10 protein-coding genes are annotated in these 17,527 nt (G+C 58.3%); 8 read left to right on the plus strand and 2 right to left on the minus strand.

The annotated features are described in order from the left end of the window. The coding region (locus J8E65_RS00005) for a sodium:solute symporter family transporter (protein ID WP_279308389.1) at nt 1–684 on the plus strand (684 nt) is incomplete at its 5' end. A gap of 50 nt (nt 685–734) precedes the next feature. Here the strand turns inward: J8E65_RS00005 and J8E65_RS00010 are convergent. Further along, complete coding sequence (locus J8E65_RS00010) at nt 735–3,116, minus strand: glycoside hydrolase family 31 protein (RefSeq protein ID WP_237181468.1); 2,382 nt, start codon at nt 3,114–3,116, stop codon at nt 735–737. Between the two features lie 160 nt (nt 3,117–3,276). Between J8E65_RS00010 and J8E65_RS00015 the strand changes: the two genes are divergently transcribed. The 3 genes from J8E65_RS00015 (at nt 3,277) to J8E65_RS00025 (ending at nt 11,077) form a co-directional block, all read left to right on the plus strand. Next, nucleotides 3,277–3,918: a thymidine kinase gene (locus tag J8E65_RS00015; RefSeq protein ID WP_237181469.1), complete on the plus strand. Its 642-nt coding sequence runs from the start codon at nt 3,277–3,279 to the stop codon at nt 3,916–3,918. A 227-nt stretch (nt 3,919–4,145) separates the two neighbouring features. Next, on the plus strand, nt 4,146–7,034 hold the full coding sequence (locus J8E65_RS00020; RefSeq protein WP_210373309.1) for a helicase-related protein: 2,889 nt from the start codon (nt 4,146–4,148) through the stop codon (nt 7,032–7,034). Further along, nucleotides 7,031–11,077: an Eco57I restriction-modification methylase domain-containing protein gene (locus J8E65_RS00025; protein WP_210373310.1), complete on the plus strand. Its 4,047-nt coding sequence runs from the start codon at nt 7,031–7,033 to the stop codon at nt 11,075–11,077. The genes J8E65_RS00020 and J8E65_RS00025 overlap by 4 nt, the downstream gene beginning before the upstream one ends. Nucleotides 11,078–11,424: 347 nt before the next feature. Here J8E65_RS00025 and J8E65_RS12535 read toward each other — a convergent pair whose 3' ends face one another. Further along, a complete protein-coding gene (locus tag J8E65_RS12535; protein WP_262896810.1) occupies nt 11,425–11,547 on the minus strand; it encodes a hypothetical protein in 123 nt (40 codons plus the stop codon). 837 nt (nt 11,548–12,384) lie between these two features. Between J8E65_RS12535 and J8E65_RS12695 the strand changes: the two genes are divergently transcribed. The 4 genes from J8E65_RS12695 to cmr1 all read left to right on the plus strand — a co-directional run bounded on the left by J8E65_RS12695 (nt 12,385) and on the right by cmr1 (nt 17,368). After that, on the plus strand, nt 12,385–12,705 hold the full coding sequence (locus tag J8E65_RS12695) for an IS1 family transposase (RefSeq protein ID WP_210373311.1): 321 nt from the start codon (nt 12,385–12,387) through the stop codon (nt 12,703–12,705). 462 nt (nt 12,706–13,167) lie between these two features. Then, on the plus strand, nt 13,168–14,778 hold the full coding sequence (locus J8E65_RS00035) for a vWA domain-containing protein (protein ID WP_210373312.1): 1,611 nt from the start codon (nt 13,168–13,170) through the stop codon (nt 14,776–14,778). Between the two features lie 973 nt (nt 14,779–15,751). Then, nucleotides 15,752–16,021 carry a hypothetical protein gene (locus tag J8E65_RS00040; RefSeq protein ID WP_210373313.1) on the plus strand — a complete coding sequence of 90 codons (270 nt, stop codon included), beginning with the start codon at nt 15,752–15,754 and terminating at the stop codon, nt 16,019–16,021. A gap of 81 nt (nt 16,022–16,102) precedes the next feature. Then, complete coding sequence (cmr1, locus tag J8E65_RS00045) at nt 16,103–17,368, plus strand: type III-B CRISPR module RAMP protein Cmr1 (protein ID WP_210373314.1); 1,266 nt, start codon at nt 16,103–16,105, stop codon at nt 17,366–17,368. The last annotated feature ends 159 nt before the right edge of the window (nt 17,369–17,527 follow it).

Consider the following 17,527-nt stretch of genomic DNA (forward strand, 5'->3'; position numbering starts at 1 on the left):
GGGCTTCGGGGTTTGGTGGTTGGGGGGTTGTTGTCGGCGTTGATGTCGTCGTTGTCGTCGTTGTTTAATTCGTGTGCGACGCTGTTCACGGTGGATGTTTACGAGAAGCTGCGGCCGGGTCGACCGGAGCGGGAGTTGGTGCGGGTAGGTCGTTTGGCCACGGCGGTGGTGGTGGCTTTGGGTTTGCTTTGGATTCCGATCATGAAGGTGATGGCCGAGTCGAAGGCGGGATTGTACGATTATTTGCAGAACGTGCAGGGTTTTTTGGCGCCGCCGATCACGGCGGTGTTTTTGTTGGGATTGGCAAGTCGGCGTATTAATGCGCAGGGAGCGGTTTGGGGGTTGGCGGTAGGGTTTGTGTTGGGGATGGGGAAGTTGACCTTGCAGTCGATGGTGCAAAGTGGGGCTTTGTCGGCTGCGACGTTTTTGGGGGCTATTGGGGCGTTTAATGGGTATTATTTTTCGGGGTTGTTGTTTTTGGTGAGTGTGTTGGTGATTGTGGGGGTGTCGCTGCGCACAGCGCCGCCGCCGGAAGAGAAGATTCGGGGCTTGACGTTTGGTTCGGTTGCTGCTCAGGACCGGGCCGATAGTCGGCGCACTTGGGACTGGCGGGACGTTGTGCTCACCACCATCGTGCTAGGCCTGGTCCTGGCCATCTACCTCTACTTCTCCTTCTGGGTATAAACTAAGGTCGCATGTAAAAACCCTTGGGGTGCCAGGCACCCCAAGGGTTTTTAGTTAACTGCTACTGTGCGCACCTGAAACGTCCACTGCACGCTTCCCTGGAAAGGATCTGCTTGCAGCACAGGCTTTTTTTCCTCAAACCTTACCGTCAGGGCCTGGGCTTCTTGGCCGGGCAGTGCAACCCACCCTGTTGCTGGTGCGCCATCGGTGCTGAACACCTGCAGTTCCAATCGGCGCCAATTCATTGCTGAGGTTGACTGTGCTAGCTCAATATGGGGCAGCACGGTATGATCCCGCACCAGCACTATGATGGGCACAGCTCCAGCCTCGATCGTATGCCAGCGCGCACCTTCATAGACTTGACCGCTTTGGTAATCGATCCAGGTGCCTGGGGGTAAGTATACCTGACGCGCTCGGGCGTTGTCTGCAAACAGTGGAGCTACCAGTAGCGCTTCGCCAAGCATGTATTGATCCTCAATGAGCCAGGAGGTAGGATCGTCGGGAAACTCAAAAAAGAGCGTTCGGAGCATGGGATGCCCTTCTGCTGAAGACCGCACCGCCTGGGCATAAAGGTAGGGCATCAGGCGGTACCGAAGCTCGACCGTCCGACGAAAGTCAGCCATAAAAGCGTCGCCATAAGCCCAGGGCTCTCGAGGCGGTGCGCCGTGGCAGCGCACATGCGAGCTCAGCACCCCAAAGGCCAGCCAGCGGCGATACAGATCGGCTGACGGCTGTGCGACAAAGCCACCTACGTCGTGGCTCCAGTACGTAAATCCCGAAAGGCCAAACGACAGTCCGCCCCGCAGCGTAGCTGCCATGGCCGAGTTGGTGTTCTCGGCATCGCCGCCCCAGTGCAGCGGATAGCGCTGGCTGCCAGCCCAAGCGCTGCGGGCCCAAATGAGGTGAGCTCCGGTGATACGTGTGGTAATCTCAGCAGCTGCTTGGTTATAGCGCAGCGGATATAGGTTATGCTCGTACCAGCCGGTTCGCCCCGAGGCATAGATCCCATTTACCGGTGCATCTTCGCCAAAATCCACCTTGATGGCCCCCACGCCCATGCGAAGCAAGGCGGCCAGCTTTTCCTGATACCAGGCTACAGCTTCTGGATTGGAAAAGTCCAAAACAGCGTCTTCAAAAGGCAAGCGTCCATTCTCGCTGCGCACATGCAGCCCTTTCTCTACAATCTCTGCATAGAGCGGATTTTTGGAAGAGAAATAGGGTAATTGCCAAAGGGAAATGTAAAATCCTTGCGCCTTTAGGTCCGCTATCATTCGGGCGGGATCTGTAAAACGAGAGGTTGAAAACCGATAATCGTTGCGCCAGTCGGTTTCAAACCATCCCGTATCTAGATGGATGACATCGGACGGAATGCGATGCTGCCGCAGCTTGGCGGCTACCTCGCGCACTTGTTGCTCCGAATCGTAGGTAATGCGGCTCATCCACAGGCCAAAGGACCAAAGCGGAGGCACAGGACTCCGCCCTGTTAAAGCAGTGTACTCTGAGAGGATCTGCTTTGGCGTGCCAAAAAAGAAAAACAAATCGAGCGTCTCATCGCCGGTATAGATCGTATTGAACTGGTCGAAGGTGTAGCCAAAGTCGAACGTGACGGGCGTGCTGGTGTGAACAAAAACGCCATATCCCTGGCTGCTTAGGAAGAACGGGATAGGCTTATACATGCGTTGACTCTGAGCGCCCATGCCATCGCGCAAAAAGGCCACAACTTTTTGACCGCGTTTGTTAAGGCGCGTAAACGATTCGCCTGTGCCGAAGAGCTTCTCTTCAGGGGCAAGTTCGAAGGTAGCGGCCGTCCAATGGCTTAGGTCTTCAGAGCGGCGAATGTAGCAAAACGGCACGCGGTCGAAGGCAAACGTGGCTGGCTCCTGAAGCGTCATCGTACGCGTAAGCAGGCGTCCGTCGGGTGCATAAAACGCAATGCGCCAAGGATCCCGGTAAAGCCATACCTGATAGCCTGCTGGACTGGTGAGCGTGATCAGGCTATCGGTCTGATGCACCTGCCAACGCGTGTCGCGGGGTACTGGTCCGGCAAGCATAAGCGACGGTGCATCGTCAGCCTGAGCTGCTCGCGTTAGCAAACGCAGTCGTACACTTTGCGCAGAGACCGGCTCGATGCTGAAAGGCAGCACAGGATCCTGGTCGTACTCGGTAGCTGGGAATTCGGTCGACTGGGCACGCACTAGGGGCCGGTCGATCTTACCAAACGAAAGGCTAGGCTGCCGCTCGTAGCGCTGCCAGCGCAGCTGGCCCTGCCCCGTCGCTGGATCAAAAGCTTCTGTACGTGCCGGAATGAAATAAACGGGGTCAAGCCGTTGAAAAGCCTCGCTAACGTCGACCAAATCGCCGCGCATGTTTTGTCCCATTCCCGGAAGGACTACCCCCAGCCCAAAACTTAGTACACACAGAATACGTCGCATGGTTCTAATGCATCAGGTTATGGGTTTAAGAGGTTTTTTTCCCTGCAAATAAAGACACATCGGTTGCTGGCGGTACCTATACCTCATGGAAACTACCAGCAACTGCCCGTATCTTAATTGCTGCAGGTGCAGCGCAAGTTAAGGCAGACAACATCAGCGTATGTCTACAGAACCTCTAATTTTGCATCGCGGTGGCCCAGTAGGCTGGATTGAAGTCATCTGCGGCTCGATGTTCAGCGGTAAAACCGAAGAGCTCATTCGGCGGCTGCGCCGGGCGCAGATTGCCCGTCAGCGGGTGGAGGTCTTCAAGCCGTGTATGGACCGCCGTTACAGCGAGACCGACGTGGTCTCGCACGACGAGAATGCCCTACGTTCAACGCCCGTGGAAACAGCTGAGCAAATTTTACTGCTGGCGGCTTCCGCCGATGTTGTAGGTATCGATGAAGCGCAGTTTTTCGACATGACCTTGGTCGACGTATGCCAGCAGCTGGCCAACGAGGGCAAGCGGGTGATTGTGGCTGGCTTAGACCAAGATTACCTAGGTCGACCGTTTGAGCCGATACCCCAGCTTATGGCCGTAGCTGAGTACGTCACCAAGCTGCACGCCATCTGTGCTGTCTGTGGTGCCCCGGCCAACCATTCGCAGCGCTTAACGAACGAAACGGGGCGTGTGCTTCTTGGCGCCGCCGATCGGTACGAGCCGCGCTGCCGCCGCTGCTTTCAGCCGCCCGACCGATCGGCTACGCCTGCAGCCGCCCCTTTGAGCACGCATGTGCCACCAACCCCTCCGATGGAGCCCTAATGTAGGGGCAGACATACGTGCAGATGCGCTCTACCCGAACAAGAGCGATTATATTCACAGCGTCAAAAGGCACCGCTGGCTGCCATTCCGCGCTCGGTTATGTCGTACGCCGCATCCGCCAACGCGTCGCCAACAATTTCTTGCGGTCCGCGCCGAAGCAGACAACCTCACCCCGATGGCGAACAGCCCTTCTGGCATAGAACCAAACGATAAGCAAAAGCGCCCGTATGATGCATCCGACTCCCGGCAGTATCGTTCGATGCCGTAACCGTGAATGGGTGCTGCTGCCCTCAGACAACCCAGAGGTATGGCTTCTGCGCCCACTCACAGGTACCGAAGAGGACGTGGTGGTGGTCCACAAGGGCCTGGTGAACCTCGTCGGCTACAGCCTTCCTTTTGAGCGCGTTGAGCCTGCGACCTTTCCCTTGCCAAAGGCCGAGGACGTATCGGACGCCCAAAGCGTGCATCTCCTCTGGCAGGCGGCGCGGCTCACCTTGCGCGAAGGTGCCACGCCATTCCGATCGCTCGGTCGCATTTCGATCCGCCCGCGGACTTACCAGTTTGTGCCGCTTTTGATGGCGCTGCGGCTGGATCCAGTCCGGCTGTTTATCGCGGATGATGTTGGTGTCGGCAAGACGATCGAGGCACTGCTCATCGCCCGAGAGCTGTACGACCGCGGCGAAATTCGGCGCTTCTGCGTGCTATGCCCGCCGTATCTGTGTGACCAGTGGGCCGTGGAGATAGCGCAAAAGTTCAACCTCGATCCGGTGGTCATCCGTTCGGGCACCGTAAGCCAACTCGAGCGCCAAGTGCCGACAGGAAAAAGCATCTACGAGTACTTCCCGGTCCAGGTGGCGAGCATTGATTTCGTCAAGACCGACCGCAACCGACACCAGTTTCTTCAGTTTTGCCCCGAGCTCGTGATCGTCGATGAAGCCCACGGCGCGGCTGACGCCCAAGGGCGCACCCAGCAAGAACGCCATGCCCTCCTTCGGGACGTAGCCAGGAACCCCGAGCGCCACCTCATCCTGCTCACGGCTACCCCGCATTCCGGCAAAGAAGACGCTTTCCGCTCGCTCTTGGGCCTCTTGTGCCCGGAATCGGCCCAATGGAACATCGCCAAGCTGGATGAACAACAGCGAGATATCCTCGCCAAGCACTTCGTGCAGCGCACGCGGGCCGACATCCTGTCCACCTGGGAACCTGTAGCCCCCTTCCCCCAACGCGAGCCGATGGACGAGACCTACGAGCTTTCGGACCGGTACCGTGAGCTCTTCGATCGCACCTACGCGTTTTGCTCCGAGATCGTGCGCACTGGCGAACGGCTCGAGGAGCGCAAACGGCGGGTCCGCTACTGGGGGGCGCTGGCGCTGTTGCGCTGTGTGATGTCCAGCCCGGCGGCAGCCGTGGCCACGCTGGCCGCTCGGACTGGCATGGCTGTGGAAGGCGACGAAGAGCCCGAGTTTTCCTCCTATGTGCTCGAGTCGACGGAGAATCGCACCGACGACGAGACACCCACCCTGCCGGTGGAAGCAACCGAGGCGACCCTAGCCGACACCGACCGACGCCGGCTCCGGGAGCTGGCTCGCCTGGCCGAGCAACTCCGCGGACCTGACCAGGACAGCAAACTTCGCCGGGCCATCGAAATCGTGCAATCCCTCTTGCAGGAGGGCTTTCATCCCATTCTCTGGTGCCGCTATGTGGCTACCGCAGAGTATGTGAAGGAACATCTGAAGCAGGCTCTTGGCCCCAATGTTCAGGTGGTATGCATCACCGGCCGCGTGCCCTACGATGAGCGGCAGATCAAGATCGCGGAGATCGACGCCGACCGACCGCGGGTCCTAGTTGCCACCGACTGCCTTTCCGAGGGGATCAACCTCCAGGAAAAGTTCAACGCAGCGGTCCATTACGACTTGCCGTGGAACCCGAACCGCCTTGAACAACGCGAAGGCCGGGTGGACCGCTTCGGCCAGCCGGCTAAGCGCGTGAAGGTGGTGCGCTTCTTCGGCAGGGATAACCCCGTAGACGGCGCGGTCATTCAGGTGCTTCTTGAAAAGGCGTGGCTCATCCACCAGACGCTAGGCACTCATGTGCCCGTGCCCCAGGAGGGCGAAAGCGTCCTTCAGGCCGTCCTCGAAGCCTTGTTTCTTCGGTCGCGGCGGCAGACCTCTCGGCAGTTGGCCCTGGACTTGGGCTTGCCTGAAGTGGAAGCCTTGCATCGCCGATGGGACCAGGATGTGGAGCGCGAGCGAATTAACCGCACCCGCTTCGCCCAGCGTGCCCTCAAGCCCGAAGAGGTGCAGCGGGAGCTGGAAGCCACCGATGCGGTGCTCGGCGACCCGGCGGCAGTGCGCGAGTTTGTGCTCGCAGCCGCCCAGCGGTTGGGCCTTTCGGTTACACCCGATCGCCGCTTGGGGGTTTTTCGGGTGGCTGTGTCGAAAGAAGCAATCGCAACTCTTCCCGAGGCGATTCGGTTGGCCCTACCCTCCGCCAGGACTGGCTACTGGCTCGTTTCGTTCGAGTCCCCAACCCCCGAGGGCGCCGAGTATCTGGGCCGCAACCACCGCTTCGTGACCGCCCTGGCGCGCTTCCTCTTAGAGGATGCGCTCGCCGGTCGGGAAAAGCTCACCGTTTCCCGTTGCGGCGCCATTCGCACCCGGGCCGTGAGCGCGTTGACCACGCTGGCGCTGCTGCGGGTGCGCTACCTCCTCCAGCTGCCCGAGAGAGCCCCTCTTTTATCCGAAGAGGTGCTGGTGGTCGGCTGGCGAGGAGGCGGAAATAGCCCTCTCCAATGGCTCGAGGACGACGAGGCGTTGTGCCTTCTTGCCAAAGGGAAGCCGGATGCCAACATCCCGCTGGCGGAAAAGCGCGAGCTGGTGCAACGGGCGCTGGAGCAGGTTGGCGAATGGCGAGGCACGAGTAGCGAGTGGGGCAGAGATAATGCTTTCCAAAAGGGGGTGCGAGAGCGGATTGACCGACGCGCTGGGCAACTGCTTGAGAGCCACAAACGGATCCGACAGGCGGTGTCCATGCGCGTGCGGGAGCTTGAAGTGAAGCCTCAGCTTCCGCCAGACCTTTTGGGCATTCTTGTCCTGCAACCGATGCTGCAGCCATGAGTACGTTTCCAGCCATTCATATCGAAGGCGGCCTGTTGGGGCCGGACATCCTCGATCAGCTCTTTTACGGCGAGCTTCCCGGGCAAAAGCTCCAGTACTTTGAGGTGGACGGCCGGCGGAGCCTGACGGACAAAATCGCCGAAGTTTTTGCCGATGCCCGCGCCCAGTGGGAGAAGTTCCACCGCCGGCTTGAGCATTTGCCGGAAAACGACCTGGCGACGTCCGTCACCCGAGACGCCTGGATGATCCCCTTCTTCAGCCTCCTGGACTACGAACTCCGGTACAACCCTCGCGCTTACGACGTAGACGGAGCAAGCTTTGCCATTTCCCACCGCGCCGGAGAAAACGAGGACGCCCCACCGGTGCACATCGTGGGTGCCCGGCAGGAGTTGGGACGGGTCGCTGCCACGGGCCGCCCTCGCCTCGCACCGCACTCTTTGGTGCAGGAGTTCTTGAACCGCACTGAGCAGCTTTGGGGCATTGTCACCAACGGTGTGACCCTGCGCCTCCTGCGCGACAGCACCTACATCCGCCGCCAAGCCTATGTGGAGTTTGACCTCGCGCAGATCATGGAGGAGCAGCGGTTCAAAGACTTTGTGGTGCTCTACCGGCTCCTGCATCGCACCCGCCTCCCGCAAGGTGTTGCGGACGCCGGCGAATGCTGGCTCGAAAAGTACTATCAGCATTCGCTGGAGCAGGGCGGGCGCGTGCGCGAACGCCTGCGCGACGGAGTTGAAGCATGCCTCAAGCGGCTCGCCAATGGCTTCCTCGCCCATCCAGCCAATGGAGAACTCCGGCAGCGCATCCTGGCGCCTGCCGATGCTACCCATCGTCTTTCCCCCGAGGAGCTTTACCGCCAACTCCTGCGGTTGGTCTACCGTTTTTTGTTCCTGCTCGTCTCCGAAGACCGCGGCCTGATCAGCACCAACCCTATCTACCGTGAGCACTACGGTGTGGGCCGGCTGCGCCGGTTCCTTGACCGCCGCAGCGCCTACACCGATCACGACGACCTCTGGTGCAGCCTCAAGGTCCTCTGGAAGGTGCTGGCAAACGAACAACTTGCTTCTATGCTTGGCGTCGCGCCGCTTAACGGCGAACTTTTCGAGACTCTCGATCTAGATGACTACACAATCAGCAATCGTGATCTTCTGGAAGCATTCTGGCATCTGGCGTATTACCGGGAACGCGAATCGCAGCCGTGGCGGCGGGTCAACTATGCCGCGCTCGACGTCGAAGAACTCGGCTCGGTCTACGAAAGCCTGCTGGATTACCACCCGCAGATCGACACCTCCGGCAGCGTGCCCCGTTTTGAGCTGGCCTACGGTTCAGAGCGCAAGTCCACCGGGTCCTACTACACGCCGCCGGAGCTCGTTCAAGAGCTCATCCGCTCGGCGCTAGAGCCGGTGCTGGCGGAACGCTTGAAGTCCACCAAAACTCTCCAAGAGAAAGAACGTGCCATCCTCTCCATCCGTGTGCTCGACCCCGCTTGCGGCTCTGGTCACTTCCTCCTCGCCGCCGCCCGACGCCTGGGCAAAGAGCTCGCCCGCGTCCGGACCGAGGAGGAGGAGCCATCGCCGGAAGTCCTCCGCGAAGCCACTCGCGAGGTCATCGCCCACTGCATCTACGGCGTGGACAAAAACCCGCTGGCGGTGGAGCTATGCCGGGTGGCGCTGTGGCTGGAAAGCCACGCCAAGGGCAAGCCGCTCACGTTTCTAGACCACCGCATTCGGTGCGGCGACAGCCTGGTGGGGGTCCTGGATGTGGCTGCACTGAGAGAGGGGATTCCCGATGCTGCCTATCAACCGGTGGGGGGCGACGACCGAGCGGTGGCTCGCGCCCTCAAGCAGCGGAACGCCCAGGAGCGGTCCGGCCAGATGGGCCTCTTCGGGGGCTCCCTAGAGGATGCGCTGCTAAGTGGCGCGTTGGCGGCCCTGGATGTGGAAGCCATACCCGACGACACGCCACAGGAAATTGCCCGGAAGGCAGAACGCCACAGGCAGGTCCAACAGTCCTTGGATCCTATGCGGAAGGCCGCCAACCTCTGGACCGCTGCCTTCTTCCAGGAGATGAAGCCCGGAGGCCTGGCCATCACCACCGACACTGTGAGGAGGGCGCTGGCTGGCCAATCGTTGGACGGCAGGGTTGCAGGCGCTGCCGACAGCCTGGCCCAGCGCCTGCACTTCTTCCACTGGCCCCTCGAGTTTCCCGAGGTTTTCGCCGACGGCGGGTTCGACGTGGTGCTGGGGAATCCGCCGTGGGAGCGCATCAAGCTCCAAGAGCAGGAGTTTTTCTCGACCCGTGACCCCGAGATCGCCAACGCGCCCAACGCCGCCGAGCGGAAGAAGCGCATCGACCAGCTGCCGAAGACGAACCCGGAACTCTGGCGGGAGTACCAGCAAGCCCTGCACGCCGCGGAGAGCACCAGCCGCTTCCTGCGGGGGAGCGGCTTTTACCCTTTAACCGGGCGGGGCGACATTAACACATACTCGGTGTTTGCCGAGCGCATGCGGGCCGTGCTACGCCCCGGTGGACGCCTGGGCATCATCGTCCCTACCGGCATCGCCACCGACGACACCAACAAGCACTTCTTCGCCGAGGTGGTCACAAAGGGGGAACTGGTGAGCCTATATGACTTTGAGAACCGGAAGGGTATCTTCCCGGCGATTCACCGCAGCTACAAGTTCTGCCTCTTCGCCCTGCGCAAGGCCGACGAACGCTCACGGCCCGCTCCTTGTCCTGGGTCCGCTGCCGAGTTCGCTTTCTTCCTCCACGAGGCCAGGGACCTCTCCGACCCGGAGCGCCGCTTCACCCTCACGTCCGAAGACTTCCGCCTCTTAAACCCCAACACCCGCACCGCCCCCATCTTCCGCAGCCGCCGGGACGCCGAGCTCACCAAACACATCTACCGCCGGGTGCCGGTGCTGGTGGAAGAGGCCAAGGGGGAGACTGGGAATCCGTGGGGGGTGAGGTTCCTGGCCATGTTCCATATGGCCAACGACTCCCACCTCTTCCGCGCCCGCGCCGAGCTGGAGGCCGAGGGCTTTCGCCTGGACGGCAACGTCTTCGTGAGAGGGGCCGAGCGTTACCTGCCCCTGTACGAGGCCAAGATGGTGCACCAGTTTGACCACCGTTTCGGCGACTACGCCATGCAGCCGGAGGGCTCCGAGAGCACCCAACTGCCCGAGGTTCCCCTGGAACGCCTGGCCGACCCCAACTACCGCGTGCTGCCCCGCTACTGGGTGCCCGAAGAGGAGGTGGAAGAGCGCCTACAGACGAAGGGCTGGGACCGGGGCTGGCTTCTGGGGTGGCGGGATATTACCAACACCACCAACGAGCGCACCGTCATCGCCGCCGTCATCCCGAGGGTCGGGGTGGGGAATAACTACCCGCTCATCATAACGAAGTCGGCGGTATCTTCCTATATTGGCGTAGTGCTGTCATGTGTTGCATTGGATTTCGTGGCGCGCCAGAAGGTTGGGGGAACACACCTTAACTTTTTCATCTTCGAGCAACTCCCGGTCCTCCCGCCCTCTGCCTTCGAGCAGCCCCTGCCGTTCCCGTGGGAGCGGGAGCCCTCGCCGCTGCCCCCTCGGTCCCGGCCGCCCACCGTGGCCGACTTCGTGCGCCCGCGGGTGCTGGAGCTCACTTACACCGCCTGGGACCTCCAACCTTTCGCCGAGGACCTGGGCTACGACGGCCCACCTTTCCGCTACGATCCCGAGCGGCGCTTCTGGCTCAGGGCCGAGCTGGACGCGCTGTTCTTCCTGCTTTACCTGGGCACGCCCGAGGAGTGGGAGAAAGAGGCCAGCCCGGAGCTCCGGGCTCTTTTCCCCACGCCCCGCGAGGCCGTGGCCTACATCCTGGACCAGTTCCCCATCGTCCGCCGCAAGGACGAGGAGCGCTATGGCGAATATCGCACCAAGCGTATAATTTTGGAGATATACGATGCCATGGCCGAGGCTCGGCGCACCGGCCACCCGTGGCGCTCAACGCTGAACGCGGAGGCACGCGATGACACAGGCGAGCTACAATCCTATGCGTAGGAACTGACATGAGGTTTATTGCTCTTCCGGTTGGACAAGGCGATGCATTCTACGCGGAGTCGGATGCTGGTTTCAAAGTGCTCGTGGATGGGGGCCGTTCCAGAACCCAATTGCCTCAGTTGTTTCGGAGATACACCGGTTCCTCCGGGGTAGATGTTCTTGTGTGTACGCACAACGATGCGGACCACACCGAAGGGCTTATCGGTTTTCTCGAGAGCGAATTGCTTTGCAGAGAACTGTGGCTTCCTGGGACCTGGCTAGAAACGCTTCAAAATCTCCCCAACGATCCAGGGGAAACAATCTTATTTCTCCGGGAGCAGTTGCTCAAAGCGTTGAAGCAAGGCTCTCTACCGGAAGCCCGGGAGGGCCGAGATTTCCAAGAAATTGCCTGGCGTTACGCTTTTCCCGAGTTCATCGAGCGCCGACCGATCAGGGACGATAGCCAAGCGCACGAAACGACAGAAGGTCATGATGCGCTTCCCCTCGACGCCTACCTTGACGAGAGCAAGATAGAAGCCTTGGAGGCCCATTTAGAGTTATTTGTAGATCCCCCTCTTTGGTATTGGTGGTTGGAGTACCCGTACTGGCGTTTACCTTCTTCAGTTGCGAGGTCCTGTTCTACGGTGGCGAAGGATGTGCGACGGCTTCTTGAACTGGCGCGGCTCGCTCTGAATCGTGGAATACCAGTGCGGTGCTTCCAACATGATCCACTCAATGTTGGAAATGTTACGGTATTCCCTGGTTGCCCACTGCGGCCGCTGAGCGCCAAGCCGTCCCAATACGTGCGTCCTCCAAAAGCCGCCAATACGGCATACATGTTTCAATTGGCACGTCTGACCACGGAGAATAAAGAAAGCCTGGTATTTTTCCTTGATGTGGGGAATGGACAGCCAGGAGTGTTGTTTACGGCAGACTCGGATTTGAAAGACGTGAACGTAAGTGATGTCCCCGCGTATAGCATCGCAACTGTGCCACACCATGGATCGCACGACAACCGGTTGGCTTACAGCCGTATCAACAAGCCGATGGTGTGGGTACGGAGCGACTGCTACTGTAAGAATCGTCCCTGCGCGGAGTTCCTCCGCGCTCCTGGCCGGCGATTCTGCACTTTGTGTCCGAAAAGCGGAAAACCCAGGCAAGCAGTTCGCCTCTATCAGCGGAAAGGTGTATGGGTTAATCTAAAGACCCGCCCGTGCGCATGCTGTTGAAGTGGAAGGAGGGAAATAGCCCGCAAACTCATCGAAATCGTCCTGTAGCCCCGTAAATTCACGTTGCTTCAGCATACGACAAGAATACGGGGTCGGCAAGTGGTCACTTGGGTCTTCGGAGACCGCAGCCAGGCCCTATGCCAAAAGCCTGGGGAGAGCATCCCCCAAGCCTATCGGTCATATCAGAGCTCCAGCGACTTTGGAACGGCTGATGCCTCGGTCTTTCCCCTGGAGGCACATCTGCAGATAGATAAGCAGTCGAGGCAATTGGCCCATATCGAGCGCTGGCATAACCCGTTACGGTACAGGCTGGCCCGCTATGACCAGAAAACATTGACTTTCTCCAAGTCCGAAGCGATGCATGAAGGGGTCACTCGATGGTTTTTTTCCCTTACTTACAACCTGAGCCATCTGTCATAAGTAGATCACCACCCCTGCTTTCATAGGCTCCGTTCTGCGATGTATTATCAAACTTTTGAAGGTTGCTCCCAAAACTGGAGTTATTGGGGATAGACCGGAGGAGGTTACGCCATGCATCCGAACCAGACCATACTTCAAAGCGCCGAAGAAGTGTTTAAATTTCTTATCCAAGAGGGAGGGCTTGATCCCGAAGGTTATGATAGTGGGCTCGTAGAAGAGCTTTGTAGTAAATTGAAATTGGATATTCTAAAGCTCTGCAAAGCTCTCCTGCACGCCTTTCGTGAACGAAAGATTTCACGTGACCGATTCATTAACACTTTCTCGAATGCCATCCGTGCGCGAGGGGTTTCAATTGAGCGGTTCATCGGCGCTTTCTTTAAGGCCATAGAACCTTACGCCAGAATGATGAACGAGCTTTGTGTTTTCTTCGTCCGCCATGGAGCGAGACGAACTAACGAAGGAATGCGAATGCTGTTCGATTTTGGGAATGGGCCGGAAGAGTTAGGATTCGACCTCCGCCATTTTCGTGAATGGGCTCGGGAATGGCGGCGTATCACGCAGCAAGTTGAGGTCTATGGCTGGGATTCTAGAACACTTTGGGGGCTAGCACATATCTTCCGTGACCAACTTCCTGGCCCCCATACCTGGGAGAACTTCTATAGCCGACGACCCCAGGGAACACGGGAGTGGCTTGATGCCTATTCTCAAGCCTATTCCCGTTATGGGAGCGAGGGACAGTGGCTTTTCCCCCTTCCAGAACCTCTTCCAGAACCACCTCGGGTTGATGTCCCCGAAATAGACACGTGGCTTGAGCGAGCCTGGCGTGTTTGGGAAAGCGTAGTTCGTGCCTATTCCGCTTTCGGCCCATCTGACTTAGAAGAGCAGGAAGAGCTTCGCCGTACCCTGGAGCTTCCCGACTTTGATAATTGGGATCCCAAGATGCTGAGGGTATTGAATTCAGACCGTTGGCCTGAGGTAATGGCGATAGGCCTTTATGGCTGGGCCGAAGACCTTCGTCGATTCCCTCTTGAGGACCGGCTTAATCGTGCACGACCAGCTTTGAATAGGCTGAACGATTTGTTTTCTCGAATCCCCCGCCAGACAAGAACAGTGCAGCAGCTGACACAAGCCCTCATAGAACTGCTCCATCTCCCTATCTGGAGGCGGCGGCATGAGCTTTACCAGGTCTGGGTGCTTACCCAGATTGACGAGGCCCTTAAGCCCTATAGGCCTAAAGTCCATCATGTAGACGGAACTCTGCTATTCAGCTTTTCCGGTACGCATGTGGCGACTGCTGAGTGTGAAGAGGGGAACCTCCATGTCTGGAGTGAGCTCCGTACCCCCCTTAAGAACCCAATTGGAAGGGGTCGGAAAAAAGGGATTCAACCTGACTATACGATTGCCCTGGAGCCGATCACGAATCCGCTATCGACCCGAGTTGTGGTGGAGACGAAGCAGTACGCAAGGGCCAGCGTCAGGAACTTCGTGGAAGCCTTAATCGATTACGCACGTGGACGACCTAAGGCACGTGTGATCCTTGTGAACTATGGCGCAGCTCCAGAGTGGATATTGGATTATGTGCCTGATGAGCTGCGCCAGCGGACGGTACTGTTGGGATGTTTCCGGCCAGGAGAGCAGAAAGTACTTACAGATTTCCAGCACCTTGTTCGTGAGGTTCTTCCGTCACCCCACCTTGCGGGGGCTACGCCCGAACGAGTGTTTGACCTCATCGCTGTGGATATCTCCGGATCTATGGAAAAGCAACTCGAGAGGGCCGAGGTGCTTGAGATGCTGAGGTGGGCCATTCATAGCTCCCCGGGGGCTTGCCTTCTCGCAGTAGATACTGAAGTCCGGCTTAGATTAAACGCAAGCGACAAAGCCCTGAGGCAGCTTCTGGCGTTGCCTCATAATGGTGGAACGAACCTCCCTCAAGCCCTTTCAAAAGATGATTATCGACGGGGCCTTGTTATCACCGATCAAGATGGGTGGCAACAATTAGAGAACAGTGGCCTCAAGCCCAAAATGGTCCTTGTACTTGATCAAAAAGCCTTCGTTTATGTCAATGCTGAGTGAGATGTAGAGAGATACCTTTCGGAAATCGCTTCGGGTCCATGACACGCCATGGGATGATCGATGGGGTCGGGAACTGGACAATACGCCTTCCTTTTTGCTAATGAGCGTTATCTAACCAGCGCTTGCAATCGACACACTCCGCGTGCGGTTGTAGCGTGGTCCGTTAGCAAAGCAGTTCGGTTTATAGGGATCCTGATAGAGTCGTTTTTTTTCGAACCTCAGAGAAAGTTTAGCTGTGTTGATTGATGGTGGAGGTTCAGCCCATGGCTTTCTTACCCAGTTCCCGTGCTAGCCTTTTATTTGCTCAAGCACTGCTTGAGATTGATGGTAAAAGGGACTGAGCGATACAAAGTAGGTTCAAAGATGGCTTTTTGACGGGGAACCTATTGAGGGCGCTTAAGGCGATGGGCGTACCATTTGCCCTGTGCGGTAGCACAACTAGGGTGAGTGCAGTGTGGGTGGGGTAGAAAAAAAACAGGTGAAGACGGCTTAGAGGGTCATCCGTTCCTGAGGCGTTGAGGGATTTTTATAAGGCGGTTGCGAGAGGGAAACACTTCACACAGATTGTAGAGAGAGGATTGACAGGCACTCACAAGGATCAGTTGGTAAAGTACCTTCGGGGGCGCAAGACAGGAGGTTGGCTGAAGCAACTCGTTCCTGATGGTACGACGTGCTGTGGCACTACTCCGAGTCGATACGGTATCACCCATTAGTTCCCTCCCAAGTGAGTGTGCGGCGGCCGTTTCATTGGAATAGAACTATCCGATGGTTCACGTCTGTTGTGGTGAGCGGACTGTTGTTGATCGCGGCATGCCGTGGGGCACCGGTAAAGAAAGTGTGGGAGGCAAGAGCAAGCCGGCCGTTGTGGGAGAGACTCGGGGGGGCCAAGAGATTCGAGTGATGCTAGGCGCACGTGGGTGAGGGGTCTCGTGCTGGGCTGAAGGTGGAGTGAATAGAAGCGAGGATGGTGGCGATGAGCATTCTTAAATTGCACTCAAAGATCCTGGCTAACTACCATGACTTCGTCGGCTCGTTCATCCATATCGGCGACGAGCGGGTGCGGGAGTTCGTGAGGGCGATGCTCGAGGAGAAGCAGCGGCCGTGGCCGGAGCCGTTGGTGCAGCTGTCGCCAGCGTATCGGCGGGACGCCACCGTGGACGAGCTGGTGAACGAAGGGACGTCGCCTCCCTGTTCCGCCGGCGCAATGAAGAGCGCTATGGCGAATATCGCACCAAGCGTATAATTTTGGAGATATACGATGCCATGGCCGAGGCTCGGCGCACCGGCCACCCGTGGCGCTCAACGCTGAACGCGGAGGCACGCGATGAGCCATAAAGATTGGAAGCTTAAAGCCCTGACCGACATCTGGACCGGTGATGCCGATCGCCAAGGCGAACGCCTGGTCCCCACCGGCCTCATGGGTTCCCTCCGCTGGTGGTTCGAGGTGTTGGTACGGGGGCTGGACGGCAAAGCCTGCGATCCCACCACCTTGGTACGCTGCCCGGATCATGCCGTCAAAGACCCGACAAAGGCCAGCCACCACTGCGTGGTCTGTGAACTGTTTGGCTGCACCGGCTGGGCACGCAAGTTCCGGCTGGTGGTGCTGGACACCGGCGGAAACATCATTCAAAAACAGATTGCCGCGGGCACGGAGTTTACCCTGCGCTTTATTCCGCTCCGTCCCATATGCGACGAGGAGTGGTGCCTGCTCGACTGCACCCTGCGCATTATTGCCGAATATGGAGCCATCGGGGGGAAGACGGTGCTGAAGCCGAGCGATCAATGGGGGCTCGCTGATCTAGGAGAAGAAGATTTTGCTGAGAAGAACAGCTCGGTTTGGGTAGAAAACAGTAGAGGTGGACTCCCTTTGCAGAAAGGCGATGTCATTAAATCAGTTAACGGCAAAACTGTTGGATCGCTCTCTGAGCTGAGGTCTTTGCTTTTAGACAAACGGCATGGTGAGCTGGTAAAGGTTACCGTTTTGAGAAAAGGCAGGGAAGAAACGATGCACCTGTGGGCAGGGAAGAGGCATCACCAAGACTTTGGACTTGTGAGCTATGTAGAAAGCCCTTCCAATCTAAACCGCGAGATCACCCGCGAACATCTGGAAGCATATTTTTCAAACAACCGTTGGCGCCGCGAACATAACGATCAGGATTTCTCCTGGGCCTCGCTCCGATACTTCTGGTGCGTGAAGGGTCGCTATCTGGCGCGGACGGCTCCTGATAAAAGCACCTTTAATCTGGTGGTCGGTAGAGATCCAAGGAAGCACTGCCGGGATTGTGGGAATATTCATGACCCGCCCCAGAAGTGCCCACAGACTAGTAGGCACCCGCGGCGCTATAGCGAGGAAAATCCAAAGACTGAATGGGAAAGATGGCTTGCCGGCCGCCAGCAGGAAAGCAAGAAGGTGTTCAGCTTCAAGCATCCTCAGGAAGGCGGGCGCACGTTCGGGTTTGTCAAGCCGAGGACGGTGGAGGTTGACAAAATGAAACGAAGGCTTCAGCAAGCGTGGCCTGATCTTGCGGACGGCGAGTTTCTGACCGACGAAGAGATTCTAAAGAGCCTCTGTGGAGGAATAAGGCCATGAGCTTTGACCTTTACGCTGAATTAAGCTCGCTTCAAGCGTGCCCCATGGATCGTTCCCTACCGAGTGGGTTGGCGGCGGGCTTTGTAGATGGATGTAGCGTCGCTTTCCACGAGGCCGAGATTAGACGACTACAGGCCGAAGGAAGGAAACGCCAAGCTC

Origin of the sequence: Rhodothermus bifroesti, from assembly GCF_017908595.1 — a bacterium.
Classification (GTDB): Bacteria; Bacteroidota; Rhodothermia; order Rhodothermales; family Rhodothermaceae; genus Rhodothermus; species Rhodothermus bifroesti.